Annotated in this window: 21 protein-coding genes; 10 read left to right on the forward strand and 11 right to left on the reverse strand. The window is 61.3% G+C overall.

What is annotated here, in order from left to right:
• The first annotated feature begins 119 nt into the window (after positions 1–119).
• Entirely contained in the window at positions 120–2,141 is a 2,022-nt protein-coding gene (locus tag EMO90_RS06980) for a beta-N-acetylhexosaminidase (protein ID WP_150353645.1), read from the forward strand.
• A gap of 123 nt (positions 2,142–2,264) precedes the next feature.
• Here the strand turns inward: EMO90_RS06980 and EMO90_RS06985 are convergent, their stop codons facing one another.
• The gene (locus EMO90_RS06985) at positions 2,265–3,542 is read right to left on the reverse strand and encodes a tyrosine-type recombinase/integrase (RefSeq protein ID WP_043164767.1); all 1,278 of its coding nucleotides are present in this window, start codon (positions 3,540–3,542) and stop codon (positions 2,265–2,267) included.
• A gap of 389 nt (positions 3,543–3,931) precedes the next feature.
• Here EMO90_RS06985 and EMO90_RS06990 point away from each other — a divergent pair, with 389 nt between their 5' ends.
• From EMO90_RS06990 to EMO90_RS07005, 4 genes are read left to right on the forward strand one after another with little or no spacing between them, the layout of a single operon-like run.
• Entirely contained in the window at positions 3,932–4,309 is a 378-nt protein-coding gene (locus EMO90_RS06990) for a hypothetical protein (RefSeq protein WP_044089000.1), read from the forward strand.
• A 51-nt stretch (positions 4,310–4,360) separates the two neighbouring features.
• Positions 4,361–5,386 carry a hypothetical protein gene (locus EMO90_RS06995; RefSeq protein ID WP_150353644.1) on the forward strand — a complete coding sequence of 342 codons (1,026 nt, stop codon included), beginning with the start codon at positions 4,361–4,363 and terminating at the stop codon, positions 5,384–5,386.
• On the forward strand, positions 5,383–6,453 hold the full coding sequence (locus EMO90_RS07000; protein ID WP_043164763.1) for a hypothetical protein: 1,071 nt from the start codon (positions 5,383–5,385) through the stop codon (positions 6,451–6,453). Before EMO90_RS06995 ends, EMO90_RS07000 begins: the two co-directional genes overlap by 4 nt.
• A 14-nt stretch (positions 6,454–6,467) precedes the next feature.
• On the forward strand, positions 6,468–7,142 hold the full coding sequence (locus EMO90_RS07005; protein WP_043164762.1) for an ABC transporter ATP-binding protein: 675 nt from the start codon (positions 6,468–6,470) through the stop codon (positions 7,140–7,142).
• A gap of 40 nt (positions 7,143–7,182) precedes the next feature.
• Here the strand turns inward: EMO90_RS07005 and EMO90_RS12435 are convergent, their stop codons facing one another.
• The 7 genes from EMO90_RS12435 to EMO90_RS07040 all read right to left on the reverse strand — a co-directional run bounded on the left by EMO90_RS12435 (position 7,183) and on the right by EMO90_RS07040 (position 14,266).
• The gene (locus EMO90_RS12435) at positions 7,183–7,920 is read right to left on the reverse strand and encodes a hypothetical protein (protein ID WP_081887206.1); all 738 of its coding nucleotides are present in this window, start codon (positions 7,918–7,920) and stop codon (positions 7,183–7,185) included.
• Positions 7,917–8,621, reverse strand: a complete 705-nt coding sequence (locus EMO90_RS12440; protein ID WP_223849697.1) for a helix-turn-helix domain-containing protein — start codon at positions 8,619–8,621, stop codon at positions 7,917–7,919. Before EMO90_RS12440 ends, EMO90_RS12435 begins: the two co-directional genes overlap by 4 nt.
• A gap of 92 nt (positions 8,622–8,713) precedes the next feature.
• Positions 8,714–9,958 (reverse strand): tyrosine-type recombinase/integrase, encoded by a 1,245-nt coding sequence (locus EMO90_RS07020; protein ID WP_052119031.1) that lies wholly within the window; start codon positions 9,956–9,958, stop codon positions 8,714–8,716.
• A gap of 744 nt (positions 9,959–10,702) precedes the next feature.
• A complete protein-coding gene (locus tag EMO90_RS07025) occupies positions 10,703–11,833 on the reverse strand; it encodes a hypothetical protein (RefSeq protein WP_150353643.1) in 1,131 nt (376 codons plus the stop codon).
• Positions 11,830–12,492, reverse strand: coding sequence for an ATP-binding cassette domain-containing protein (locus EMO90_RS07030; RefSeq protein ID WP_150353642.1), 663 nt, complete (start codon positions 12,490–12,492; stop codon positions 11,830–11,832). Before EMO90_RS07030 ends, EMO90_RS07025 begins: the two co-directional genes overlap by 4 nt.
• A complete protein-coding gene (locus EMO90_RS07035) occupies positions 12,483–13,583 on the reverse strand; it encodes a hypothetical protein (protein WP_150353641.1) in 1,101 nt (366 codons plus the stop codon). The genes EMO90_RS07030 and EMO90_RS07035 overlap by 10 nt, the downstream gene beginning before the upstream one ends.
• A gap of 44 nt (positions 13,584–13,627) precedes the next feature.
• Positions 13,628–14,266 carry a hypothetical protein gene (locus tag EMO90_RS07040; RefSeq protein WP_150353640.1) on the reverse strand — a complete coding sequence of 213 codons (639 nt, stop codon included), beginning with the start codon at positions 14,264–14,266 and terminating at the stop codon, positions 13,628–13,630.
• A 235-nt stretch (positions 14,267–14,501) separates the two neighbouring features.
• Between EMO90_RS07040 and EMO90_RS07045 the strand changes: the two genes are divergently transcribed.
• Positions 14,502–15,161, forward strand: coding sequence for a response regulator transcription factor (locus tag EMO90_RS07045; protein WP_150353639.1), 660 nt, complete (start codon positions 14,502–14,504; stop codon positions 15,159–15,161).
• Positions 15,162–15,173: 12 nt separating this feature from the next.
• Complete coding sequence (locus EMO90_RS07050) at positions 15,174–16,490, forward strand: hypothetical protein (protein ID WP_150353638.1); 1,317 nt, start codon at positions 15,174–15,176, stop codon at positions 16,488–16,490.
• 145 nt (positions 16,491–16,635) lie between these two features.
• Here the strand turns inward: EMO90_RS07050 and EMO90_RS07055 are convergent, their stop codons facing one another.
• Positions 16,636–18,096: a glycoside-pentoside-hexuronide (GPH):cation symporter gene (locus tag EMO90_RS07055; RefSeq protein ID WP_150353637.1), complete on the reverse strand. Its 1,461-nt coding sequence runs from the start codon at positions 18,094–18,096 to the stop codon at positions 16,636–16,638.
• 480 nt (positions 18,097–18,576) lie between these two features.
• On the opposite strand from EMO90_RS07055, the gene EMO90_RS07060 reads away from it, so the two are divergent.
• The gene (locus EMO90_RS07060) at positions 18,577–21,768 is read left to right on the forward strand and encodes a glycoside hydrolase family 2 TIM barrel-domain containing protein (protein WP_150353636.1); all 3,192 of its coding nucleotides are present in this window, start codon (positions 18,577–18,579) and stop codon (positions 21,766–21,768) included.
• On the opposite strand, the gene EMO90_RS07065 is transcribed toward EMO90_RS07060, so the two are convergent.
• Entirely contained in the window at positions 21,765–22,784 is a 1,020-nt protein-coding gene (locus EMO90_RS07065) for a LacI family DNA-binding transcriptional regulator (RefSeq protein ID WP_150353635.1), read from the reverse strand. The two genes, EMO90_RS07060 and EMO90_RS07065, sit on opposite strands and share 4 nt — an antisense overlap.
• 82 nt (positions 22,785–22,866) lie before the next feature.
• Positions 22,867–23,721, reverse strand: a complete 855-nt coding sequence (gene trmB / locus EMO90_RS07070; protein WP_150353634.1) for a tRNA (guanosine(46)-N7)-methyltransferase TrmB — start codon at positions 23,719–23,721, stop codon at positions 22,867–22,869.
• Positions 23,722–23,917: 196 nt separating this feature from the next.
• Here trmB and galE point away from each other — a divergent pair, with 196 nt between their 5' ends.
• Positions 23,918–24,931, forward strand: coding sequence for a UDP-glucose 4-epimerase GalE (galE, locus tag EMO90_RS07075; RefSeq protein ID WP_150353633.1), 1,014 nt, complete (start codon positions 23,918–23,920; stop codon positions 24,929–24,931).
• Between the two features lie 133 nt (positions 24,932–25,064).
• Positions 25,065–25,784, forward strand: coding sequence for a DUF4190 domain-containing protein (locus tag EMO90_RS12445; RefSeq protein WP_223849696.1), 720 nt, complete (start codon positions 25,065–25,067; stop codon positions 25,782–25,784).
• Positions 25,785–25,789: the final 5 nt, after the last annotated feature.

Genomic DNA, 25,789 nt, shown 5'->3' on the forward strand with positions numbered 1-25,789 from the left:
CGGCAGCATGTGCGGTGTCGGGACCATATCCGCGAAATGGCCTCGACACCGCACTGCCATCTCAGGGCCAAACGAACCTCACAACAATCCTTAGCGATATGCCAAGAAAGGAACTTCCCATGAACGGCCAAATACTCCTGCAAGGATGGACCATCATCCCCACGCCGCAAACCATGCAGCATAAAGCAGGCATCGCATTGCTGCCAATGTGCGGACGAATCAACGAAGCGCGCACGGTCGGTGACGATCGGCATATACTCGCCGCACAACTCATCGACGACATCCGCGCAGCCACCGGATTGGAATGGGACATCGCGACGGGCGACCGCTGGCCGGGATTCATCACCCTGACCATACTTGACAATCCCCATGCACACCCGTCCGGCTCGTATACGCTCGATGTCACCCCGGATGGCGTGACCGTCGCGGGCGTGGACTTCGAGGGCGTGCGCAACGGCGTGCAGACCCTGCGCCAGCTCATCCGCCAATGCGGCGCCGCCCTGCCCCTCCTGCACATCGAGGACCGGCCCGCCTTCGAAACGCGCGGCTACTACCTCGACGTCACCCGCGGGCGCGTCCCCACCCTCGACTGGCTCAAACACTGGGCCGACAAACTCTGCCTCTACAAGTACAACCAGCTCCAGCTCTACGTCGAACACACCTTCCGCTTCGACGGCATGAGCGAGACATGGCGCGGCTCCAGCCCGCTCGCCCCGCGCGACATCCTCGACCTCGACGACTACTGCGCCGAACGGGGCATCGAGCTGGTGCCGTCGGTCTCCACGTTCGGTCACCTCTACATGGCCCTGCGCACCCGGAGCCTGCGCGATCTCGGCGAGTTCCCCGAGACCGCCGACGAACCGTTCGGATTCATCGACCGCATGCGCCACCACACATTGAACATCAGCGACGAACGCGCCTTCACTCTGTCATGCCGGCTCATCGACGACTACCTGCAATTGTTCCGCTCCGACAAGTTCAACATCTGCGCCGACGAGACCTTCGACCTCGGCAGGGGTCGTTCCAAGACCTTCGCCGAGGAGATCGGCGTCGCCGCCATGTACGTCGACTACGTCACCCGCCTGTGCCGCCACCTCGAAGCCCAAGGCAAACAGCCGATGATGTGGGGCGACATCGCCCTCGAACACCCCGAGATCCTGGAGCGCCTCCCCGAAGCCGTCACCCTGCTCAACTGGCAGTACGACCCGCAGGTCACCGACGAGAAGGTCCGCACCGTCGCCCAATCCGGCGCCACACAGATCGTGTGCCCGGCCGTATGGTGCTGGAACGCGCTCCTGCCGCGCATCGACGACGCCGGGAACAACATCACCCGCATGGCCCGCTACGGCACGCAATACCAAGCGGCAGGCATGCTCGTCACCGACTGGGGCGACCTCGGCCACGTCAACGACCCGCGCATGGCCATCCCCGGCATGATCATCGGCGCACAGGAATCCTGGAACCCCGGGCGCATCCCCGACGAGACCGACATGCTCCGACGCATCTCCCGACTCGAATACCACGACGCCAGCGGAGAACTGCTTGATATCCTTGCTCGCGCAAGCCATGCGGCCTGCTTCCAATGGAACCACCTGATCACTTGGCTGGAACTTGATGACGGACGGGGCGGCGTCAACACCGGTGTCCTGCAAACCATCCCAGGACTGCTGCCGGAAAACGAACGACCAGACGATGTGATCCGCGCCCTTCAGGACGGAAGCCGGGCACCGTCACTTGTGGAATCCCGACGGATGCTGCTCCGCTATCTGAAGCACCACATCTCGCTCGGTGAAACCGCAGATCACCTTCTGCAGACCAGCGCCCGTCGAATCTCCGCGATCACCGCGACCGCAGGACCGCGAATCGCAGGAAACGCCGCTGCATTCCGCGTAGCCATCGAGGGGCAACGACTGTTGAACCGAGTTGGTCTCCAGCTTGCGTCCGATGTCGGGGTCATCGACTCTTTGCAGTCAAGTGCCGCATCTCAGCATGATGATACGGCGCGTCTTGCCGAAGCGCTGGAAATCTGGATGGAGGCGTATGCGGCGCAATGGAGTACTCTCAGCCGAGACTCCGAACTTCGTCGGCTGCAAGATACGGTGTGGGAGTTAACGGACTATCTGCGCTTCCAATCCGTCTGATGCTGCGATTGTGAGACTTCGACCAGTCAGAGACCGAAATGCCGTGAGGGACCAGATTCAGATCCCTCACGGCATTTCCTATATGAAGGTGAGTCACGTATCGCGATGGTGCATCACTTTGGTCTAGGACTCACGCCGCTGAATGTCGCTCATAAATGATTCGGCAAGCTCGTCAACCACTTGACTCTGATGTGAGGCGACGGTGAGCTGGTAGTACCGGATAGCCACCTTCTCACTGACGTGTCCCAATTGATTCATGACTTCCCGCAACGTTCCACCCTGAATCATGAGTAATGTTGCATGGCTGGCTCGTAATGCCTGGAATGTCAGATCAGGGCGTCCTGCTTTCAGCCGGGCCTTGGCGAACTGGCCGTCCAGCGTTGTCTGGGACATGATTCTTGCACGTTTGGGCACGAACACCGGCGAATCCGGTCGTGTCAGATCGCAGTAATCAGAAAGGTGCTGTCGAATAAGAGGAATCAGGGTATCCGGGATGTGTACGTTCCTGATGCTGGATTCCGTTTTCGTCTTACCGAATTGGAGATCCCCTCTGTCAGCGTCACCGCGATTCACGGAGTGCCGGACATGAAGTATCTGCCTGTTCAGATCGATGTCTTGCACCTGAAGCCCACATAGTTCACCACATCGCAGACCACCCACTAAAGTCGAGAGGAATACGGACAGTCTGGTGTAATCGGGCATGGCGTCAGCCAGCAGGATCAGTTCGGAAGGAGTCACCGGCGGTACATTGATGCGGGCGGGCTGTGGCGCTGGCGGAATATGGAATATGAAGGGATTGAAGGACAGCAATGGCTCCGAACCGTCCAATCCGCCACGGGTGGCTGACTCCAGTACCGCCTTCAGTCGCATGCATGAGCGTCGGAACGCCCACCGTCCTTCCGGGTGAGGCGCATCATACCAAGCCTTGATAATGGACGGAGTGATCTCGTTAAGCGGCAGGTCCCCAAGACTTGGCAAAAAATGGCCAATGTCCAGATAAAGATTGCGACGCGTGCCACCGGCGATACCATTGCCGTCGGGCAGCCGGTATTCCTCGGCCCATCGCATCACATAGTCGCGGAACAGCATATTGCGTTGTGTCCGGCTCTTTTCCGCGACGGCTTTTCGTCGGCTTCGTTCCGTTGGATGAACCCATTCGGCGATGCCGTTACGATGGAGACTGACAAGATACTTTTCGGCTTCCAACCACCTACGGGCTTCGAGCTCCTGATCCGGCTTGAACTGGCGTTGGACGCGTTTGCCAGGTTCTAATGGATTCGGATATCGAACCTGCCATGCGATTAGCATGCCGGTTCCGTCATAACGGGCCAGCACGGTTCCCCACTTGCTTCGCGGAGGCTTCTGCGGATGGTTTCCATGGGAATGCCTGATTTTCGGCATATTGATCTCCCTCGATCGCGAAAAGGCGCACCCTGCGTGCGCCTTGTGGGGAGATTGAAACCAAAAACCAGTGTAGGCAGATATGCTGAAAGAACCGTTGTTTGTTTTTGTCATCCAGAGATGACAAAAACAAACATAATCGGCCTTAAGCGGGTTATAGAAGCAGCTAGTTGTATCTCTCCCTTCCCGCGATTGACGTATTGCAAGTCATCTCTAGATGTCAATAACTCCTTTTCTGATTGCTTCTCTCTCGCTTGGGCAGAAGACTGAATCTTGCAAGATGAAGTCATAGGGCTTCGACACCTAGCAGAAAGGAAAGTAATTACCATCTAGTTTTTACGTATGCCTTTACACATTCCAAATTTCCCAACAAAAACAAAGGAGTAATCATGATTGTGCGAAAGAAATTTACGGCAATTGTCCTTGCGACAATTCTGGGTATAACTGGCATCGCATTGCCCTCTACCGCTTTTGCCGGCGGTCCGAATTATGGTCGCACATGGGAAAGCAGCATTGGCGGCATCAAGGTGAATGGCTATGTACAGATTCAGGCCTCCTATAATGATGGCGGGCGTCACGCGCGTCGCGGATATCAGCGCTTCACCCGACAGGCCGGCCCCAGTCTGGATACCGGACGCCTGTATACATCAGCTGCTTCCTATTCAGGAGACACTCAGGTTCGAAGCAGGACGGACTCCGTCTGGGATTCCGTATTGTGGGGCGATAAGTACGTCACGCACTATTACTGGGGCGTTGAATACTTCTGACGCATTTCTTATTGCACCCATCTAGAAATACCGTGATTGGAAAGATACGGAATGCTAAAAATTACCCATCATCTAAAGATTTTTTCTACATCCATTTGCGCAATATCGTTGCTGTTGGGTGTGTTGTCTTCGTTTCTTGCGTGGGCTGTGTACTGGATTGTTCTTGATTGGCGTGGCTCGCAGTGGGGCATGTCCGATGCGCGGACGCAACTGGTGCTGACCGCTTCGGCGGATGCCGAGCACGACGACGGGAAGAATCTTGAGGCGACGCGTGATCTGGCCAGGTATCTTTCCGGTCACGGTATTTCCCTGTTGGAGGGTTCCGTGGGGGACGGTTGGCCGGCGATCGTGTTCCAGTCGTCGGGGTCCTCCATCGGATGGGCCGATGCGCTTCCGCGCGGATGCCGGGACATGGACAGTCGCATGGCTTGTGTGATCGAGTCGTCGTTCTCGGCCGGCCAATGGCGCGAGCATGGGGATGCCCCGCTGCTGCCCCAGGGGTTTTCCGTCGGCGGCGTCGCCAGGGTTCCGGGGGTGAACGTGGGCGGCAATCTGCAGTATGTGCTCCCGTTGGGGGCGGTTCCCTTGTTTCCCGGCAGCGTGTACGTGAACACGAGCGACCCGCAGCGGCTCCGGGAGATTTCGGATCTGTTCGCGCGCTGTGGCATGGACGTGACCCGGCCTCAGGCGCAGTCGTTGTGGTCGTCCCTTGCCGGGGATTCCTTCGTGGGCGTCACCTTGTTGTTCCTCGTACTGGCGTTGGTCTGCGCCTGCGTGTGCGTGACGACGATGGAGACGGCGAGGAAGGCCGACCTGCATGTCAGGCGATTGTTCGGTGCCACTGGCAGGCAGGTGTGGGCGGGCCGGGTGCGCGGGGCCGTTGCCTCGATTGTGACGGGCGTGCTGGCGGGAACCATGTTGAGTGCCGTGCTCATCACCGTGGTGTCGGGCAGGACCGGCATCGGCCCGGCTGTCGCGTTCGCCGCGGCCTTCATCGGCGGGACGGCCCTGACGGTGCTGGTGACGGGTCTGGCCGAATGGTTTGGCATACGATCGAATGACGAGGTGGAACGATGATCCATGAACTGATGACCGGCGTCCGTATGGGATTGAGGCGATGGGGATCGATCCTCGGCATCACGCTGCTCGTAGTCTTCGCAGGCAGCGTGTTCACGATGACGCTCAGCGACGTGCTGACCGAGTCCAGCGTGATCGGCGGCGAGGCCCGCCTGCGGGCCGCCGACGCGGTCACGTTCTCCCCGCAATACCTCCTGCAGTCCCCGAGCAAGACGGACCCCAAGGTGGCGGATGGCCTGCAGGACATGCTGGAACAGGGCAGGGCGTACTCCGCGATCATCAACAACATCGAGATCGACGATCCCGGGTTCGCCAACGGCATACCGACCATCATCCTGATGGGCAACGTCGACGACGTGTTCCCCCGATTGGGCTTGTGCTCCCACGCGCCCTGCGCGTCCATCGGCTACCGGGTGGACCGGGCGCAGGCGCCCGACAGCGTGCATATCGCCGGCACCGACGTCAAGGTAACCGGCACGCTACCGGCCTCGGCGGCCATATTCGACCCGAACACCGCCGGCATCAACCTGGACCGGTATCTCGTCATCCGGCTCGACCCGAGTTCGTTGAACCGGCTCAACGACATCGAACTCGAAGAGGCGGTGACCAAAACGGTCATGTTCAACCCGTCCCGGACCCGGCTCGACGAGTTCATCACGGGAAGCCGCGACGCCGGCCTGATACTCGTGCCACACCGATTGAACACGGAACAACCCCAACGGGACAAGGACCTCATCGTACGCGCACTGATGTACCTGCTCGGACTGTCCGCCTTCCTCACGCTCACCGTCATCGTGATCATCCAAACACTGTCCGTGACCCTCGCACGGGAACGGCCGTCGATGCTCGTCCGCCGGCTCTACGGCGCCACCGCCGTGGACGAGGCGATCCGCGTCGCCGGACTCATCCTCAGCATGCTGCTGCCCGCCACCGTGGTACTGGCATGCTTCCAGCTGATAGGGGAACCGGTGGCCACCGCATCCCGGACGATGATCGCCGTCATCCTCGTCATGGCGATCCCGATCTGGACGACCGCCGCGCGACGCGCAACCACACACATCCAATGAAAGAAGCACCGACCATGCCACAGACGACCATAGACGCCAGAAACCTGACCAAACGATACACGGACGGGCAGGCGCAGCTCCTCGCCGTGCACGACGTATCCCTGCACGCCTCGGCCGGGGAGTCGATCGCCATCATGGGACCGTCCGGATGCGGCAAATCCACCCTGCTGCGCATGATCGGACTGTCCATGAAACCCACCTCCGGCTCCCTGCTCCTGCAGGGGCGCCCGGCACCGGAAAACGACACGGACCGTTCCGCATGGCGCAACCGCATGTTCGGCTTCATCCCGCAGGACTACGCGATCCTCGAAGACGAACCGGCATGGGCCAACGTCGCCATCCCCATGGAATACGCGAACCCCCGGATCGGACGCGCCGAACGCCGGCAACGCGCCACGGCCGCACTGGAACAAGTCGGACTCGCCAGCAAGGCACGACGCATGCCCAGACAACTGTCCGGCGGCGAAAGACAACGCATCGCCATCGCCCGGGCGACCGTGATGCACCCGGCCATCATCATCGCCGACGAACCCACGGCCGCACTCGACACGCACACCGCCGACGTCATCATGACCATGCTCCTCGCGCAATGCAGGCAAGGCGCCACGCTCATCCTCGCCACGCACGACCCACGCGTCGCGGCCCAATGCGAAACCACCCTCACCATGCGAGACGGCACGTTTCTCTAGAGGTTGTCGCCAAACATCGGCCGAAGCTACAGGAAATGATTTACCATGTGGCGAGTGTTTCGATGGCATCCAGTCCGTCCTGACGGTGTGGTTCGTCGAGGTTGTCCCAGTAGGGGGAATCCTCGGTGAGCTGGTCGCGCAGGAGTTTGATGCGTTTGCGGTCGGTACCACTGTGCAGGCGCATGAGTTCAGCGTCAGGGTCCGGGATGAGTGATGCCAGCAGGGCGGCGTCGTAGAGGTGGCGTTCACCGTAGCCGGCGTGGTCGGCACTGTAGGCCGCGCTTTTGAGTATCAGGGCGCCGAGCAGGTCCGGGATACGGATTGTGACTTCAGTTCCGCTCTGGTCGTCGATAAGTCCGACCTGCATGCTGCGTTCCACGGCCTGAGCGCCGCCCGGCATGGACAGTACCGGCGTGCCGGCGATGGTCGCGTCGTTGCCGAGGAACTTGGGCAGGTGGTCGGCGACCAGCAGATCCACGACGTCGCCGTTCGGCGCGCTCATGCGGGTCGTGTATCCGGTCAGCGTGCCCGGCTGCGTCTCGAACCCGCGGGCGGCGAGGATACTGCGCAGTCTGGCGATGCCGCGTCGGTCCGTCATGAGATCGGCGAGCAGGTCGGCGTCGGTGGTGGGACGCGCGGTCAATCCGCCCATGATGGCGTGCAGCTGGACCATGAGCCCGCCCGTAAGCAGCCATGATTCCGGGATGTCCGCCGCGGCGACCGCGTACACGGTGCTCCACGGATGGCCCGTGCTGGGAATGTGGATTGTCGGAATCATGCCTGATGCTCCTTGCGATGATATTCATCGATCAGCCGTTGGAGGGTTTCCAGACCGGCGCGGCGTTCCCTCGGGTCGTTGGATTCGGCCAGGTCGGCCGCACATACGCCGAGAGGCATAGGGCCCTCACCGGCGGGAAGACCGTCGGTGACATGGAGTCGCACCCGAACCGGCGTCGTCCCCTGCTTCAGCCGGCATTGCCGAATGACGTCATCTAGAGCATCGGCGGTGACGTAGCCTTCCACCACGTTCGTGGCGGTCAATTGGAACGAGGCGGCCAATGCTCCGGTGGCGGCGGAGGGACGAATGAGGGCTTCGACCTTGGCGAGGTTGGAATCTCTGCACCAGTATTCGACCATCATTGCGCGCCGTCGGGTGAGACGAGTCAGATTCTCGGCATCCATCTGTCTCAGGTAGCCTTTGAGCCGGTACCGTTGCTGCCGGCCCAGCCATGGCGCGTCGAGCCCGCTAAGCATGTATAGTGCCCCGAACGCCATGTCCGGTGAATACGGGCGCCCGTCCGCCCCCTGCCACTGTGCTTGGCGGCGTACGGAATCCTCCGTGACCAGCGAGCCGCCTCCCACGGGAAACGATTCAAGCCGGCCGGCAGCGCGAAGCGCGCTGACCCGTCGTTCGCTCACTCCGAGTCGGCGGGCGGCTTCCCGCCGTGTGAGCAGCGTCCGATTCGTTCTGATAGCCATACCTCTATTGTATACAGAACTATTCCATATTGGGAATAGTTCTGTATACATCGGACGGCAGGACATCTCAATCCGTATTCGTCCATATGTGGTCATTGCGCTGCTTTGATGAAGTCTTCGGCGAGTTGGTTGACGATCTGGTTGCGGTGTCGGGCGACGATGCGCTGGTAGTGCTTGATGGCGACCTTCTCGCTGACGTGGCCGAGTTCGTCCATGACCTCCCTCAAGGTGCCGCCCTTGAGCATGAGCAGGGTCGCGTGACTCGCCCTCAGGGACTGGAAGGTCAGGTCGGGTCGGCCGGCTTTCTCCCTGGCTTTGCGGAACTGGGCCTCCAGGGTGGTCTGACTCATCACCGAGGCTCGTCTGGGGCGGAAGACCATGGCTTCCGGGTCCGTCCATTCGCAGTGCCTGAGCAGATGGTCGTGAATCAGGGGAACGAGACCGTCGGGGATGGGCACGGTGCGCCGGCTGGAGTCGGTCTTGGTCCTGGCGATGCGTGTCGAACCGCGATCCGCATAGCCCCTGTTGACGGAATGGCGCACGGTCAGGCGTTTGGCCTTCAGATCGATGTCCTTGACCTGCAGGCCGCACAGCTCGCCGCAACGGAGACCTCCGACGAGCGTGGCGAGTATCACCGCCAGTCTCGTGTAGTCGGGCATGTTCTCCGCGATCAGCTTGAGTTCCAGCGGCGTGACCGGCGGAACGTCCTCCCTGGCGGATCGTGGCGCTGGCGGTATGGGCAGGATGAACGGGTTGTCGCGGATCAGCGGCGGGGAGCCGTCCATGCTCATCTTCGTGGCGCTGGCGAACGCCGCCTTCAGGCGCATGCATGAGCGACGGAACGCCCATTGCCCCTCGGGGTGCGGTGCGTCGTACCAGCGTTTGATGTCCTTCGGCGTGATCTCGGTCAGGAGCTTGCCCTTGAAGCCCGGCATGAAGTGCGCGATGTCGAGATACAGGTTCCGGCGCGTGCCGCCGGCTATCCTCTCGCCGTTCGGCAGCCGGTATCCCTCCGCCCATCGGGTCACGTAATCCTCGAACGAGATAAGGCTCGCGCGCTTCCTGCGGCGGCGTTCGGACGGATGGACCCATTCCTGGATGTTCTTGCGGTCCAGTTCCACCAGATGCCGCTCCTTTTCGAGCCACTGGTGCGCCTCGTGCTCCATGTCCGGCTTGAACTGGCGCTGGACCTTCTTGCCCGGTCGTTTCGGGTCCGGGTAGCGCACCTGCCAGGCGATGAGATTGCCCGCGGCGTCGTAGCGCGGCGTCACGGTGCCGAATCTGCTCCGCCGCTCCGGCGACGGCCCCATTCTGTCCTTCTTCGTCCTTGCGGACATGATGATGCTCCTTGTGCTGAATCCAGGATCGATGGCACGCATAACGGCCTCGGAAAAATGCCACCAAAAATGCCACCAAGTGGCCGAATGGGCTCTCGGCGAGCCATTGCACCTAAAAATGCACCTACGGCACCTTAGGCCTTGCAATCATTGGGGTTTAGGATGATTCGATCACTCGTCACAGGTCGTTTCGACCATCAGCCGCATGAAGATGACGCTAAGGAGCAACACTGCTTGCGTGTCTATTGGAAGAAAGCGGGAACCGTTGCTATGATTGGTTTTGTAAGAAATGAAAGTGAATTTATTTGCCCCCGGAGTGGTGGATGTGGACTTGTACGACGCTGGGCCGTATCCCCCTCTCTGGGGGTACCAAACACAAAGGCCTTGGAACCGCAATGATTCCAAGGCCTCTCGCATGTTCCAAGGCGAATGCCTACCATTCCCGGAGCAGTTTTGACAAACTTTTGACAAGCCGTCAGTCGGTTTTCTGCGCTTCCGTGTCAAGGGCAGTTCCCGCTGCGCCCAGATCCTCGTTATACAGGTCCGTGTATACGCGCATGGTCACCGAGAAATCGCGGTGGCCGGCGAACCGGGCGACCACCAGCGGGATTCACATGCGCGTGGATGCGGGGGATACGACCGTATTATGGTCCTTTTTACGGTGTTACGGAAGGCGAATAGAAGCATGCCTCCACAGCGCCATGGGGTATTCAGCGGGACATACCACCGGTGCCGATTTCTTGTTCATTGCCGGTTTTTGAAATAGATGAAGAGATACCGTTCTTTGATGGTGAGGACAGCGAGAGCGGTGCCGATAACAGTTCCGGTAATCGCGGCGGTTGCCGTTCTCGCGAATGTGTCGGTGAGCACTACGGGCAGATCAGTTATCGGTATGAGATGAGTTGCCATTATGCAGATAGGTGCCGCTGCTATGAGCATGGCTGATAACGTCCACACGAGTGTCTCGATAAGGTGTTGCGTAGCCAGGGAGATTTTGGGCATCCCGTCGTGCAGGGCGCTGGCGATCTCAAGTCGTCGAGTCCGTGTGACGATCAGCGCGAGAACGAAGCATATCGTCAACATGACTGGTGATACTGCCGCGGTAAGACGTTGCTGATAGAGGGAGCCAGTGTCGAGACTGCTGCCCTGGTTGATGTTGAGGCTAATCGTTTTGGGTGTGTTGCCCGATGAGTTGTCGGTGGTGGTGTCGGCGATGCTGGTGCGAAGCAGATTATTTGTGTTCACGGGTGTGGGCCAGGTCTTGATCCAGCATTGGTCGAATGCTTGTGCGGCATAGGTGGGGATGAGGACAGCATATCCGTAGGTGCTCAGTCGTCCGTCATCTGGCCACTGGTAGACGTCGAGTATGCGCGCGGTCATGTTGTCGGTGGTTTTGAGTTGGCTGCCGGGTTTGACGGCGAGAGGTTCCGCGGCGTCCTGGGACAGGAGTATGCCTCCGCTTTGTGCCGCTTCGGCATTTCCGTTGCGTGCGGTGTCGGCGGATTGGAAGAGGTGCTCCGCTCCGGGGGTGATTTCGTAGGAAGGTATTGTGCTGGAGGGAGTGGCTGCAGGGGTGAGTTTGCCGTTGGTGGTTTTGATTGCTCCGGAGGCGAGAACTCCTTGGATCCGGGAAAGGCGATCGCAGGCTTGACCGTCAATGTGCCCGGGGTAGTCGAGAATGGTTGTAGTGCCGCCGGAGTCGACGTAGTAGCGTGCCTGTTGCTCGATGCGTGCAATCGAGATGATGTCCGAACCCGTGGCGGCGGTGGTCAGAAGTGCAAGAAGTATTGTCAGAGCGAGGGCATGCGTAGTGCCACTGGCAATGTCGCGAAGGGCTTCGCCGATGATGGGGGCGAGTCTTGTGCTTCGTTTCATTGGTAATCCTTGAGGTCGATGACGTCGGTGCATGCGTCGCGGGTGCCGGAGTCGTGGGTGGCGACCACGACGATTGCGCCGGATAAAGATACGTTATCGAGATATGTGTTGACGGTTTGGGAGGTGTTCAGGTCGAGTTGGGCGGTGGGCTCGTCCACGAGGAGCAGCTCGGCACGGCTGGCTACGCCGCGTGCAAGCATGAGGCGTTGGGCCTCGCCGCCCGACAGGTCGCGGAATAGGCTCCGCCCCCGTTGGCTTAAGCCGAATGCCTTCAGGAGGTCACGCGCCTGCTCGTCGGCTTGGCTCCGTGTGTTCCCCTGGGCGATAAATGGTAGGGCGATGTGGTCGAGAACGGTCCGGCATGCGGTCCCATGCGGGTTCTGGAACACCCATCCGACGCGGTGGATGCCGTGACGTTCGACATGGCCTTCGGTGGGGGTCTGCCAGCCGGCGATGATCGATAGTAGCGTGGATTTGCCGGAGCCGGAAGGACCGGTGAGCGCGTATACATGGCAGGGCAGGAGAGCCAGGCTGATGTGTCGGTAGAGCATGTCGTCTGCTTGGAAGCCGTGGCCGACATCGTCGAGCGTGACTCGCCTGTCGTCTCCGCCGGTGGTCTTGCAACCGGTATCCGTGCGTGCTGTGCTGTTTATTGGCATGGTTCGGGCTCCTCGGGGACGATGGTGATTTGCCCGAGCTTGTCCTCAGTGGTCACAAGGGTGCGGCCGAGCCTGGAGGCTATTACATCGACCTTGCTTGGCTTGCCATCTGAGATAACGCATGCGGACATGGCCTGCTGATCATAGATTGCAGAAGGTGGGATGGCGAATGCCTCAACTGGGGACTTGAGCTTCCATGTGTAAGACACGCTGAGAGTTGCTGCGACGGTACCCGTGCTTCCGGAATCGTTGGACTGCCTGTCGGCGGCGAGATATTCACCACTGGTCTGAATCGCGGAGAGTAATTCCGCCGAGTCGAAGCCGGTGCCATCCGGATTCACGTCGAGCTGCTTGTCCCCAATCTGTATGGATCGCGAACCTTGGGCGAGGTCTGGGGGCAAGCTGGCCGGCACAGCCGATGCCACGTTGGCGGCGGTGGTGAACAGCGTGTCTCCTTGGGTCACCTGTTGGCCGGTGGTCGCGTTGCACTGGCTGGCTTTGGCCGTGGTGGAGGGCAGCCAGATGAACATATCGCGCGTGACGCTTCCCCTGGCGGCGGCTGCGTTGTTCTTGATTCCCGCTTCATGGGCAATCCGATCGAACGCGACGAGTGTCCGCCAAGTGACGGTGTCAGTGTCCGGAGCGCCTCCGCCTAGCCGTCGCAGCTCCGTGTTCAGCGCTGCCGCGTCATCTCCACGCGTGCCGGAGGACAGATCGCGCCATGGCGGTGTGCTGGTGTGCAGCATGAGTTGGGGCTTCGAATCGATCGACAGTGCTGATTTGCCCGATTCCAGCAAGCCATCCGATGAGCATGAATTGGCGGTGACCGTTCCGGTGACAGCGGACGCAATCTTGGTCTGTACGCCTTTGGACACATTCAACGTAACGGTGCGTGAATCGTCGAATACGGTCTTCTGTGCCTTGGTGACTCCCTCTTTGATCGTGGACACGAGCGCCGGTGGCGTGGACTGCCCCCGTGGCAGCATGAATCCGGCCAGTAGGGCCACGCATGCCAATACAGTGCATAGCAGGATATGTGTGCTCGTCCCCGCATGGTTTCGCGTGCGCTTGTCGGTGGAGGATTCCCTCATGGCGTTGCCTTCCTATTACGGCGTGTGTTCCGTATGCCGTTGGGTCATGCGATGCCGGACGAACACTGCTGGAACTTCTGTGCCTTGTCGGCGCTGTATCCGGAATGCTCGGGGTTGACGAACGAGTCGACCCAATCCATGAACTTATCCCCGTCAGCCTGCAATGACTTGTATTCGTTAACGGTGAATCCCTTGTCCACCAGCCCGTTCTTGGCCAGACATTCCACGATGATCTGGGCAACGTCCTTGTTCTGCGGGTTTGCGTGCATCGAGTTGTACAGAGAGAACACGCTGTCCACGCCCTGCCAGTCTCCCGTGCACTTCTTGACGATGCCGTCTTCCTGATCCTTGCTGATCGACGGTGGCACGTTGTATGAGCCCGCGCCCGTCGTGTCGATGGACACATCTGTGAAACCGGCGTCAGTGAGGCATTGCGTTTGCTGATCGATCAACGCGTTCATGTTTTTCTCGCTGATTGTTCCCGTTTTCAGTGCCTCCTCGAGAATCTGCTTCGATAATTCGTCAGGTGCTTTACGCAATGAGGCCTGAATGCGTGACGCATACGCGGACGAGACGGACGATGAATCGGAGTCTCCCGTTTTCGAATGGTCTGGAGACGAACAGGCGGTCACCAGGGAAAGAAGGCACATTACGGTCAGCACGGGGCCGACCAGACGCATCAAGCGATGAATTGTGTTGTGCGGGCCGGACATGATTGACGGACTCCAATCTCATGTAGAAACACAGGTATGGGATTGTCTCTGCCTTGGGGCAGTTTTATTGTTGGCTCTTACTGAGGGGATTTGTCCTCCCCTGAGGGACGGTCGCCCCTCGATTCATATTGTTTTCCGTTGATTCTTGGGATTCCAGTCCCTGCCGGTCCCAGTCCGGCAGGGATTTCTGAACGAAGGAGATGCGATGTCCGAGGAAAAGCCGAATCATTCCGGACATGTGCTGCGTGTAGGCGTGTTGGACAATGACGCGTTGGTGCTGTTGATGATCAGAAGGCTGTTCGCCCAACAACAAGGCGTGAAATTGATTTGGCTGACGAAGGATCCGGTGGGGGCAATCCAGCTGTGTCTCGACCCGCGGAGCAGGCCGGATGTCATCCTTGTCGACATGGCGCTGGACGGTATGACTGGGTTGGATGTATGCCGCCAGCTTTCCGGTTTCCGCATCAGAATAAGGTGCATCGGCATGACCTCATATTCGGTGGATGCATACGCGCGTGCGGCAAAGGAGGCGGGAATGGCCTACGTAGTGCAGAAGGAGGATTTCCCCCATCTGATTCGAATCGTTCTTGAATCACCTCACACGAGAGAAGAGTCTGACGTAAAAGCCGCCAATGCCATCAATGGCACTCTCGGCACTGTATCCCGCCCTCAGACATTATCCGGCAGGGAACGCGAAGTGCTGAAGTTGTATTCCCAAGGCCGTGAAACCAAGGAAATCATGGAAGAGATGAATGTTTCCAAGAGTACGCTCTGGTCCTACGAACAGCGTGCTCTGGAGAAGCTGCGTGCTAAGAACAGGGCGGAAGGCATCGCAATCTGCGTACGGCTCCATCTATTTGACTGAAGGATGCGCACCATGAAGCGAATTCATATCAGCATGTCCGGAATGAGAAGCACCATGGCGGGCATGAAGTCCATAGTCGGCAAGGCCTTCTCCCGTCCAGTGAGCCGGCCTCCGATTGGATGGCCTTGGCGCGTGCTGACTGCCGCGTCATTCATTCCGGTATTGGTCGATTCGCTGTATTCTCTCCCGATGCTTAATCGGGACGGGGCTGCGGTGCTGCTGCTGGTGGCATTCGTCGCTGCGTGCATGCTCGCGTTGTGGAGGCCGGGAATCTCCTCCGTGATGTTGGCGGCTTTGTACACGGCATCATGCATGACGCCGTCCAATGTATCGGTGCTTGTCCTCGCTCCTACCGCCATGGGTGTGGTCTGTCTTGCTCGCGAATGGGGTGTCGCCGGATTTGCCTCCGCCACGGTTTGTTCGGGAGCCGCCCTCATCAAGGCGTTATCCGTGCATGGTGACGTCATATATGGGTATGGATCGAACAACGGTCGGATGACGGGTTTCCCGAACATGTCCATCACGGCGGGCTCGGGGGGCCTGTACTGGGAATCGACCATCGGCACATGCGCGATATTGCTGATGTGCGCGTTCGCCGGAGTGACGTGGGCGTGCAAAATCGACATGGATGCCGTCGAAAGAGACCGGGAAGCGCTACGGCGGCGTCTGGTAAACATCGGCTTGGCCGACCAGCTTCACAACTCACTGTGCAATGATCTGGTCTACATCGTGTACTCCGCGTCCCATGCTCTGGAACGGGAGAAGGAGGGGAGGGGCGCGCAATACGATCTGTGCCAGATTAAGGAGACGGCCCGGTCCGCGCTAGGGAAAACCAGAACAGTGATATCCAAGTTGGAAAGCGACGAGACGGCAAAGACCAGAGATACCCAAACCTCGGCCATAAACATCTCCGCTAGCCAATCGAAGTCATTGGACATCACCCCGCTGATTGAGGAATATGACCAACGACTCCGTCGGCTCGGTTTCCAAGGCGGTACCGTGGCACCTCCGAACCTGCGATTTCCGGTTGATCCTGAGCTGGGGTGCGTCCTTCATGAGACGATCACCGAGATATACACCAACATCCTCAAATACGCCGACCCGCAAGGCGGCTATGTGGTGTCCGTGCAGGTCGATAACGACAGCCTAAGGATATCGGCTGCGAACACAATACGAGACGATCCAGACCCGCAACTGTCGCAGGGTACGGGAATGCAACGCTGCAAAATGGCTGTGGAATCTCTTGGCGGACAATTCCTGTCATCACGGCAATACGGTCATTGGAACTGCGCGGTGACCATCCCATGCGGAACTCCATCACCTGCCTAGTCCTTATTATGAGAATCCGGCTCATTCCGGGTGCAAGCGCACTTCGACAACGAAGCAAAATTGCGATCGAATGCCTTGTGTGGTGGGTTGGTATTTCAATATGCCAACCCACCACACAAGGCATTGTTGTTTGCGGCAGACCCTTTTACTTCTGGTCGGTTTCCTTGTTGGCGAGTCGTTCTTCGAGCTGTTCGACGATCCTCTCGTGCATCCTCTCGTCGATCTTGACGGTCAGCAGATACACCACAAGGCTCAGGACGATGCCGGCCAGGGGCAGGTAGTAGGCGCAGGTCTTGAAGGTGCGGATGTTCGCGGCGGTCATGTCGGCGGCGGTGGTGTTGCCGACCATGCCGGCGGCGACGGCCACGAAGCCCACGATGCCGTTGGACAGGGCGCCGGCGATCTTGTCGAGCATGGGGCGCACGGAAAGCGTCACGGCCTCGTTGCGCTTGCCGGTCTTGAGCTGGCCGTATTCGATGGAGTCGGTCATGCCCAGGATCGCGGTCATCTGGATGGTCTGGCCGGGCAGGTAGAAGAGGATCAGGGCGGCGATCACCGTGGGCAGGCTCATGGGGTTGATGATGAACAGGGTGTAGCCCGCGATCATGATGACCATGCCGGCCACATACAGCCAGCGGCGGGGGATGAACCGGTTGAGGACCGGGTAGAGGAGCGTGGTGATCAGGCCGGTGATGATGGGGATGATGCCGGCGATGGAGAAGCTGTCCGGCATGCCCAGCACGTACTTGAACTGGTAGAACAGCACGCCGGTGGTGGCCACGTTCGCCACCGAGTACAGCAGGTAGCTCAGGGCCACCCACAGGAGCTGGTCGTTGCGGGCGATGGCCTTGAACGCCTCGATGGGGTTGCCGCCCTTCTGTGCCTTGGCGCGCAGTTGGTCCTGGTTCTCGCGGGTGCCGAACGCCACGCTCCACGCGGTGATGAGGCCGAGCACGGCGATGATGACGGCGAAGGCGGCCCAGCCGGACTGGCCCTGCACCCACTGGCCGGTGAACTTCCAAGTGAACCAGCTGACGATGGGCACGACGATCACGGTGACGCCGTTGTAGCCGATCGAACCGGTGAAGGTGCCCAGTGCGGTGTAGACGCCGCGCTCATGCGAGTCGGAGGAGATCGCGGGGATCATGCCCCAGTAGGAAATGTCGCGCAACGAGTAGATCACGTCCAGCAGGATGAACACGATGACGAACAGGACCATGAACACGGTGGTGTTCACGTTGACGAGTCCGAACAGGCCGGTGAACACCATGACCAGCAGGATGCCGGGCACGATGCCGCCGATGAACTGCCATGGGCGGAAGCGTCCCCACTTGGTGTTCGTGTTGTCCACGAGGTTGCCGAGCAGCGGGTCGAGGAAGATCTCCGCGATGCGGATCACCACCACAAGTCCGGTGATGATCGCGATCATGCGCGCGGCCAGCGCAGGATCGACGTTGATGAACAGGGCCGTGGTCACGTACGTGATGAAGAACGTGCTCATGGTGTTGTAGAACGCGGCCTGGCCCAGGTTGCCGATCGCGTATGCGATGCGGCGGCCGGTGTTGCGGGCGGGGGGATTGGGTTGCTGTGGTGTGGATTCGTTCATGGTGTGGCGGCCTCCTTGCGACCGGTAAGAATGTCTGGCGGGAACGGCTCCGATCTCCTCAGAGGTGAGTATAAGACTTTCTGGAAAAAGTAAAAAACTTTACCGCGTGTCGTAAAGCGTCGGTGCTTCCCATTGTCATCCTGAGCGGAGTTTCTTTTCTGTCGTCCTGAGCGGTGTTTTTTCTGTCATCCTGAGCGGAGCGCAGCGGAGTCGAAGGATCCTTAACTGTATGCGATAGATTAAGGATCCTTCGACTCCGCCCTGCGGGCTACGCTCAGGATGACGGGAGCCATCGCTCCGCCCGGTGGTGGCGTGGGGTGCATCGCTCCGCTCAGGATGACGGAGAGTGTCATCGCTCCGCTCGGGATGACATGGAGCGCGCTTAGGCAAGAATTTGCGTAAATCAGTAAAACAATGTATGCTCCTTACGCAAGGAATTGAGTCATTGATTCAGCTCAACGATGAGAAAGCGAGACCATCATGGAATCCAACGACAGCATCCCAGTCATGCCCACCACGGCCATCCCCACCACGGCGTGGCTCACCGATCCGCGCACGTACGCCGTCGGTCGGCTCCGGGCGCACTCCGACCACACGTGCTGGCTGTATGCGACAGGCCCGGACGGCGTCCCCGAGCGACGAAACCCCGTGCAGAGTCTGGACGGCGGATGGCGGGTGCGCGTGGAGGTCGCGCCGGCCGGGCGCTTCCCGGACGGCGCGGGCGAATCGCCCCTAAGCGGTCTGTCATTGGACGAGTCCGCCCCGGAAAAACCATCGTTCCGGCATGTCGAGGTGCCGTCGTGCCTGGAGACGGAAGGCCTGCTGCCCCCGAAGTACGTGAACATCCAGTACCCGTGGGATGGGCACGAGAATCCCGAAGCCCCGGACATCCCGCATACCAATCATGTGGCGGTCTACCGGCGGGCTTTCGAGCCGGCCGGCGAGGTGGCCCGTGCCATCGGGCGGGGGCGGAACGTCACGCTCACGTTCCACGGTGCCGCAACCGCCATCTACGTTTGGCTCAATGGCGTGTTCGTGGGCTATGCGGAGGATTCCTTCACGCCCAGCGAATTCGACGTGACCGGGGCCATCAGGCCCGGCGGCAATGTGCTGACGGTGGCATGCTATGAGTTCTCAAGCGCCAGCTGGCTTGAGGATCAGGACTTCTGGCGGCTGCACGGCCTGTTCCGATCGGTGGAGTTGAACGCCCGTTCGGCCGCGCATGTTCGGGACGTCAACGTGGCGGCCGATTGGGATCACGAGGCCGGCCGCGCGTTGCTCGCCGTGGATGCGAGGTTGGACGGATCGTCCCATGCGGATGCGGCCGATCTCACGCTGACCGATGCCCGCGGAACCGTGGTTTGGCGTCGCACGCAATCGGTCGACGCCTCGCTGCGTCTGGCGGACTCGATCGACGGCATCGAACCGTGGAGCGCGGAGAATCCGGCACTGTACACCTTGGAAATCACACTGAGGGACGCGGCCGGCGATGCGATCGAAACCTCGTCCACCCGCATCGGCTTCCGCCGCGTGACCATTGAGAACGGCGTGCTCAAGCTCAACGGCAAACGACTGGTGTTCCGCGGCGTGAACCGGCATGAATTCGACTGCCATCGCGGGCGCGCGGTCACCGAGGACGACATGTTGCAGGACATCCGCTTCATGAAGCGCCACAACATCAACGCCGTGCGCACCAGCCATTACCCGAACCAGTCGCGCTGGTACGACCTGTGCGACGAATACGGCATCTATCTGGTCGACGAGGCGAATCTGGAGACGCACGGCAGCTGGGACAGCCCGGGCGATATCCCCGTCGGCACGTCCATCCCCGGCGACGATCCCGCATGGGAGCCCGCCTGTATGGACCGGCTGGACAGCATGATCCTGCGCGACCGCAACCATCCCAGCGTGCTCGTCTGGTCCCTGGGCAACGAGTCGTTCGCGGGCGAGGTGCTCAAATCCATGAGCGAGCGGGCGCATACGATTGACCCGACCCGTCCTGTCCATTACGAGGGCGTCACATGGAACCGCGCATACGATGCGATCAGCGATTTCGAAAGCCGCATGTACGCCAAGCCCGCGGACATCCGCGAATGGCTGGAGCATGAGGAGCATCACGGTTCGGGCCATGGCAAGGTCCCCAAGCCGTTCGTCGTGTGCGAGTACATGCATGCGATGGGCAACTCCTGCGGCGGGTTCAGCGAGTACACGGACCTTGAGGCATACAGCCGCTACGCCGGCGGGTTCATCTGGGACTACATCGACCAAGGGCTGGTCCAGCGATTGGCCGACGGCACGGAACGCGTCTCGATCGGCGGCGATTGGGGCGACCGGCCCACCGACTACGAGTTCGCCTGCAACGGCATCGTGTTCGCCGATCGCACGCCCAGTCCCAAGGCGCAGGAGGTCAAGCATCTGTACGCCCCGGTCCGGCTCACCCCGGACGGCCACGGCGTGACCATCGAGAACCGCAACCTGTTCACCGGCACCGACGGCTACCTGTTCGTTGCCAGACTGCTGGTGGACGGGCATGAGACGTGGCATGCCGACTGCAGGTTCGACGTGCCCGCGGGGGAGACCGTCCGTCACAACATCGATTTCCCGTCCCCGGAAGGCCTGTCGCCATGCCGGTCCGCCGGCGCGGCGCACGAGGTGGTCTATGAGGTCTCCATGCGTCTGGCCGAGTCCACCGCATGGGCGCCCGCGGGCTATGAGATGGCGTTCGGCCAGCTCGTCGGCACGTTCGGCGGCGATGGCGATGACGACGCCATCGAGACTTCGTCAATGGACCTGCGATGCGTGCCCACGGTCACCCTTGGTCGTTGGAATGCGGGCATCCGGCGCGACGGCGAGGAGATCCTGCTCTCCCGCACACAGGGCGGCATCGTCTCATGGCGGCGCGATGGCCGGGAAATGGTGCTGCGCCGGCCCGATCTGGTCACCTTCCGTCCCCTGACCGACAACGATCGGGGCAACCATTCCGGGTTCGACCGAGCCGTGTGGTTCGCCGCCGGCCGGTATGCCACCGTCTCGGGCACGCTGATCCACGCGACCGACGACGGCGGGCTGACGGCCGTATACCAGTACGAGCTCGCCGATCAGCGCCGCACGCCGGTGGCCGTCACCTACCGCATCGCGCCCAAGATGCGCGCGCGGCTCACCGTCTCCTATCCGGGCGTCGTCTCGGCGCAGGACGTGGCCGATCTGCCCGCATTCGGCATCGAATGGGAGCTGCCTAGCCAGTACGATCGCCTGCGCTACTACGGGCTTGGCCCCGAGGAGACCTATGCCGATCGCAGGCGTGGCGGACGACTTGGCATCTGGGATACCCGCGCGGCGGCGGAGTTCGCGCCGTATCCCATGGTTCAGGAAACCGGCAACCATGAGGACGTGCGATGGCTTGAGGTTGCGGACGATCAGGGCCACGGCCTGCGCGTCCAGCGGCATGGCGACCGCCATTTCGCCGCCAGCCTGCTGCCGTGGGACACCTACACCATTGAAGCCGCCCGCCGACCGGAGGATCTGCCCCGGCCGCGCCACACCTACCTGCGGCTGTTGGCTGCCCAAATGGGCGTGGGCGGCGACGACTCGTGGGGTGCGCCCGTCCATGCCGCCTACCGGCTTCCCGCCGCCCGTCCGCTCACTCTGGATGTGGATGTGCGGCTTGTCTAGCGGGACGCGGGTGTGAAGCTGGCCCGCGGCACGAGCTCGGTGGTGAGCAGCACATGGCGGCGGATCCCGCGCTCGTGCTTGAGTCCGTCGATCAGCGTGCTCAGGGCCGTGCGCGCGAGTTCGTGCTGATCGATCGCGTACGAGCTCAGGGACGGTGACGTGTACCGGGCGATGGACTGGTTGTTGACGCTGATCACGGCCAGCTCGTCCGGCACACGCACATGCAGCGCGTTCAACGCCTGCAGGACGCCCACCGCGAGCACGTCCGCCGCCACGATCAGGCCGTCCGGCATGGCGCTGCCGGCGTTGACGTTGGCGGCGCGGTGATCGGCCACCAGCCGCTCGGCCTGCCTGTACCCGTTCTCCACGCTGAACGTGCCGGTGGCGTACACCAGACCATCCACGTCGAGCCCCAGATGCGCGGCCCACTGGCGGAACGACGCCTCGCGGATGTCCTCCGGGTAGTCGTGCAGGCCCATGAGGCTGCCCACGCCGCCGATGAACGCGATCCTGCGCCGTCCGGCGGCGATCATCGCATCCAGGGCGTCCAGCATGGTCTGCGACAGATCCGGGCGCACCGAATCGAACAGATGCGGCGCCGGATTCGTGTCGATGCACACGCCGTGCGGCAGCGCGGCATGCAGCGCTCGCAGGCTGTCCGCCGGAAAGACGGTCGCGCCGATCGATACAAACCCGTCAAACTCGGAGGCGCGTTCGATCAGCTCGTCGATGGAGTGGATGAACGTCAGCCGATCCAGCTCCATCGACTTGGCGCATTCGATCAGAATGTCGCGCAGCTCGGCGAAGTAGGCGTCCTGCAGCTCCTCGCCGCTCGGCGGCGCGTCCAGCACCGCGATCGCCGGCCGGAACACATTGCGGTAGCCCAGTTCCTCGCATACGCGCAGCACGCGGCGCCGGGTCTCCTCCTTGATGGAGAAGGATGGATCGTTCAACAGGCGGGATACCGTGCTCTGCGACACCCCGGCGCGTTCGGCGACCTCTTTGAGCGTGGCCATGGCAACCTCCTGCGATATTTAGTAAAGTGCTTTACCTTCTGGGTCTCAGGATAGCCCGTGGCCGGGCCGAGCTCTGGATTGGCTACGCCCTGCGGTAGGTGAAGTCGTGGATCACTCGGCCGGCCGCGAGCCCCTTCTTCTCGAAGTTGGTGAGCACTCGGCCCTCGAAGCGCTCCGATTCCGTGAAATCGGCGTGGGGGAGCGCGGCGGCGTCCTCGGCGTTGCCCTTGCCCACGTGCTCGGTGGGCAGACTCACGGTGATCGTGCCGGCATTCTCGAATCCGGCGTCCCCGTCCATCACCTCGTGCACGTGCAGCGCATAGTCCTCGATGTCCGTGGCGATGCGCCAGACGCCGCCTTCGGCAAGCGCGTGGCGGACCTGCGCGGCGAAGCCGGACTGCACGATGCGGCGCTTGTGGTGGCGCATCTTGGGCCACGGGTCGGGGAAGAAGGTCCAGATCTCGCGCGCCACGCCGGCGCCCAGATGACCGAAGAACTCCTGCGCGTCCACCTGTGCGATGCGCAGATTCTCCAGGCCGTCGCGTCCGGCGAAGAGCAGCGCGTGGGCCACGCCGGGATCGTACACCTCCAGGGCCAGAAAGTTGAGCTCGGGATGCGCGGCCGCGGCCGCCGCCACGTTCTCGCCCTGTCCGCTGCCCACCTCGATGATCAGATCGTGATCGTTGCCCCATGCCTTGCGCACGAAGTCGCGGTCGAAGGTGAATCCGGCGGCCACTTCAAGATCGCGATCGCCCTGAGGCAGGCTGAGCAGGAAATGATCGGCGTACCTGTCCCATGCGCGCTGCAGTCGGTCGTCCAAGCGGGCCGATCGGCGCACGAAGGATTTGACCGGGTGCAGCTTGCGCATCAGCTCGCCGAAATCCTCGCGTTCGGCCGATCCGACGCGCTCGGTCCCCGCCTCTTCGTTCAACGCCATGCTACGCTCCTTATATATGGTCTGACGGTGTGGTCCGTGTTCGCTTGTTCGATGGAAAATCTTTCTTAAACATCCTGTAACCACCCGACAAACCGCGGTTTGCGCGCCCATTGCATGCTATACTCAAAACTGTCAAAAGATAACAAATCGGAGCAAAATCGAACATTTGGTTGCGCTCCCTACGAAAGGCTTAGACATGACTGTTCTTGTCACGGGCGGTTGCGGCTACATCGGCGCCCATGTGGTCCACGCTCTCCATCAGGCCGGTGAAAACGTCGTCGTCGTCGACGATCTGAGCTACGGCAAGCCCACCCGCATTGAAGGCGCCCGCCTGTATGGCATGGACATCGCCGCCCCCGGCGCCGGCGACCGCCTCGCCGAGATCCTCGACGCCGAGAACGTGGATTCCGTCATCCACTTCGCCGCCCGCAAACAGGTGGGCGAGTCCGTGGAGAAGCCGCTGTGGTACTACCAGCAGAACCTCAACGGCATGCTCAACGTGCTGGTCGGCATGACCCAGTCCGAGCACGCCCGCAAACTCGTCTTCTCCTCCTCCGCCGCCACCTACGGCGTCCCGCCGGTCGACGTGGTGCCCGAAGACGTGGTCCCCATGCTCCCCATCAACCCCTACGGCCAGACCAAGCTGTTCGGCGAGTGGATGGCCCGCGCCTGCGAGGGCCGCTACGGCATCCGCTTCTGCGCGCTGCGCTACTTCAATGTGGCTGGTTGCGGCCCGGTGGAGCTTGAGGATCCGGCCATCCTCAACCTCATCCCCATGCTGCTCGACCGTCTGAAGAAGGGCAAGGCCCCGCTGATCTTCGGCGACGACTACCCGACCCCGGACGGCACCTGCGTGCGCGACTACATCCACGTCTCCGATCTGGCCGACGCGCATCTGGCCGCCCTGAACTACCTCGACCGCGACGAGCGCAAGTACGACGCCTTCAACGTGGGCACCGGCGAGGGCACCTCCGTGCGCCAGATCGTCGACGAGCTCAAGAAGGTCACCGGCATCCCGTTCCAGGAGCATGTGCAGGGCCGCCGCGCCGGCGATCCGCCGCACCTGATCGGCTCCCCGAAGCGCATCAACGAGGAGATGGGCTGGCACGCCAAGTACAACGTCGAGGACATCGTGAAGTCCGCGTGGGACGCCTGGCAGGCGAACCCGCAGCATCACATCGATGTGGAGAACTGGAAGCAGACCGACTGATCCGGTGTGCTGAGCCGGTGTGTTGAACCGATTTGCCGGCTTGATGAGACCGAGGGCGCGATGGGGTGATGTCCCCGTTGCGCCCTCAGCCGTTTCCCAGCCCAGTCCCAGCGACGTCTGCCACACTGGGGGCATGAGCGAAAACAATGCCAATCACAATGATGGAACGCCGCAGCAGCCGTTCCAGTCCTCTTCCGAGTCCCAGGCCCAATCCCAGACCGGCGGCCAGCCGGCCCAGCCGCAGCAGGCGAATCAGCCGGCCCAATACGCGCAGTCGCAGCAGACTGCCCAGTCTCAGCAAACGGCCCAGCCTCAGCAGCCAGCCTATGGTGCGTATGGGTCCGCGCCTCAGGGGGCAATTCCGTCTCAGGGGGCCGGCTCGGTTCCTCCGCAGGGTGCTGTTCCTCCGCAGGGTGCTCCCATGTACGGAGCTTATGCGCCGCAGCCGGGGCAGCCTGGCTATCAGCCCGGCCCCCAGCCCGTCTATCCCGGTTATGCCGGCTATTATCCGCCCATGCAGCGTTGGAACGTCATGTCGATCGTGGGTTTCATTCTCTCCTTCGTGATCCCACCGGCAGGTCTGGTCGTGTCGATCATCGCGCTGCTTCAGATCAACAAGTCCGGCGAGAAGAGCAAGGGCCTTGCGATCGCCGGCATTGCGGTGGGCGCGGTCTGCACGGTGCTCATCGTGCTGTTCATCGCCCTGTTCGTGTATGCGCTGGGCTATGCGATGCAGAACGGGTACTACTACGACGGTCCCCGCGGTTACGGCTATGGCGACATCATGGATTCGGGCGCTCTGCAGGGTTTGACGACCCAATACGTGAGCTCCGCGGTTGCTCTGGTGGCCTGAGCTGT

The sequence above is a fragment of the Bifidobacterium vespertilionis genome (assembly GCF_008698145.1).
Lineage (GTDB): Bacteria > Actinomycetota > Actinomycetes > Actinomycetales > Bifidobacteriaceae > Bifidobacterium > Bifidobacterium vespertilionis.

What these genes read in the sequence shown, in the direction of transcription:
- EMO90_RS07035 (WP_150353641.1), bottom strand. Translation starts at nt 13,583, where the DNA reads ATGAGGGAATCCTCCACCGACAAGCGCACGCGAAACCATGCGGGGACG.
- EMO90_RS07030 (WP_150353642.1), bottom strand. Translation starts at nt 12,492, where the DNA reads ATGCCAATAAACAGCACAGCACGCACGGATACCGGTTGCAAGACCACC.
- EMO90_RS12445 (WP_223849696.1), top strand. Translation starts at nt 25,065, where the DNA reads ATGAGCGAAAACAATGCCAATCACAATGATGGAACGCCGCAGCAGCCG.
- EMO90_RS07055 (WP_150353637.1), bottom strand. Translation starts at nt 18,096, where the DNA reads ATGAACGAATCCACACCACAGCAACCCAATCCCCCCGCCCGCAACACC.
- EMO90_RS12435 (WP_081887206.1), bottom strand. Translation starts at nt 7,920, where the DNA reads ATGATTCCGACAATCCACATTCCCAGCACGGGCCATCCGTGGAGCACC.
- EMO90_RS07065 (WP_150353635.1), bottom strand. Translation starts at nt 22,784, where the DNA reads ATGGCCACGCTCAAAGAGGTCGCCGAACGCGCCGGGGTGTCGCAGAGC.
- EMO90_RS07000 (WP_043164763.1), top strand. Translation starts at nt 5,383, where the DNA reads ATGATCCATGAACTGATGACCGGCGTCCGTATGGGATTGAGGCGATGG.
- EMO90_RS07025 (WP_150353643.1), bottom strand. Translation starts at nt 11,833, where the DNA reads ATGAAACGAAGCACAAGACTCGCCCCCATCATCGGCGAAGCCCTTCGC.
- galE (WP_150353633.1), top strand. Translation starts at nt 23,918, where the DNA reads ATGACTGTTCTTGTCACGGGCGGTTGCGGCTACATCGGCGCCCATGTG.
- EMO90_RS07050 (WP_150353638.1), top strand. Translation starts at nt 15,174, where the DNA reads ATGAAGCGAATTCATATCAGCATGTCCGGAATGAGAAGCACCATGGCG.
- EMO90_RS06985 (WP_043164767.1), bottom strand. Translation starts at nt 3,542, where the DNA reads ATGCCGAAAATCAGGCATTCCCATGGAAACCATCCGCAGAAGCCTCCG.
- EMO90_RS06990 (WP_044089000.1), top strand. Translation starts at nt 3,932, where the DNA reads ATGATTGTGCGAAAGAAATTTACGGCAATTGTCCTTGCGACAATTCTG.
- EMO90_RS07005 (WP_043164762.1), top strand. Translation starts at nt 6,468, where the DNA reads ATGCCACAGACGACCATAGACGCCAGAAACCTGACCAAACGATACACG.
- EMO90_RS12440 (WP_223849697.1), bottom strand. Translation starts at nt 8,621, where the DNA reads ATGGCTATCAGAACGAATCGGACGCTGCTCACACGGCGGGAAGCCGCC.
- EMO90_RS07060 (WP_150353636.1), top strand. Translation starts at nt 18,577, where the DNA reads ATGGAATCCAACGACAGCATCCCAGTCATGCCCACCACGGCCATCCCC.
- EMO90_RS06995 (WP_150353644.1), top strand. Translation starts at nt 4,361, where the DNA reads ATGCTAAAAATTACCCATCATCTAAAGATTTTTTCTACATCCATTTGC.
- EMO90_RS06980 (WP_150353645.1), top strand. Translation starts at nt 120, where the DNA reads ATGAACGGCCAAATACTCCTGCAAGGATGGACCATCATCCCCACGCCG.
- trmB (WP_150353634.1), bottom strand. Translation starts at nt 23,721, where the DNA reads ATGGCGTTGAACGAAGAGGCGGGGACCGAGCGCGTCGGATCGGCCGAA.
- EMO90_RS07020 (WP_052119031.1), bottom strand. Translation starts at nt 9,958, where the DNA reads ATGTCCGCAAGGACGAAGAAGGACAGAATGGGGCCGTCGCCGGAGCGG.
- EMO90_RS07045 (WP_150353639.1), top strand. Translation starts at nt 14,502, where the DNA reads ATGTCCGAGGAAAAGCCGAATCATTCCGGACATGTGCTGCGTGTAGGC.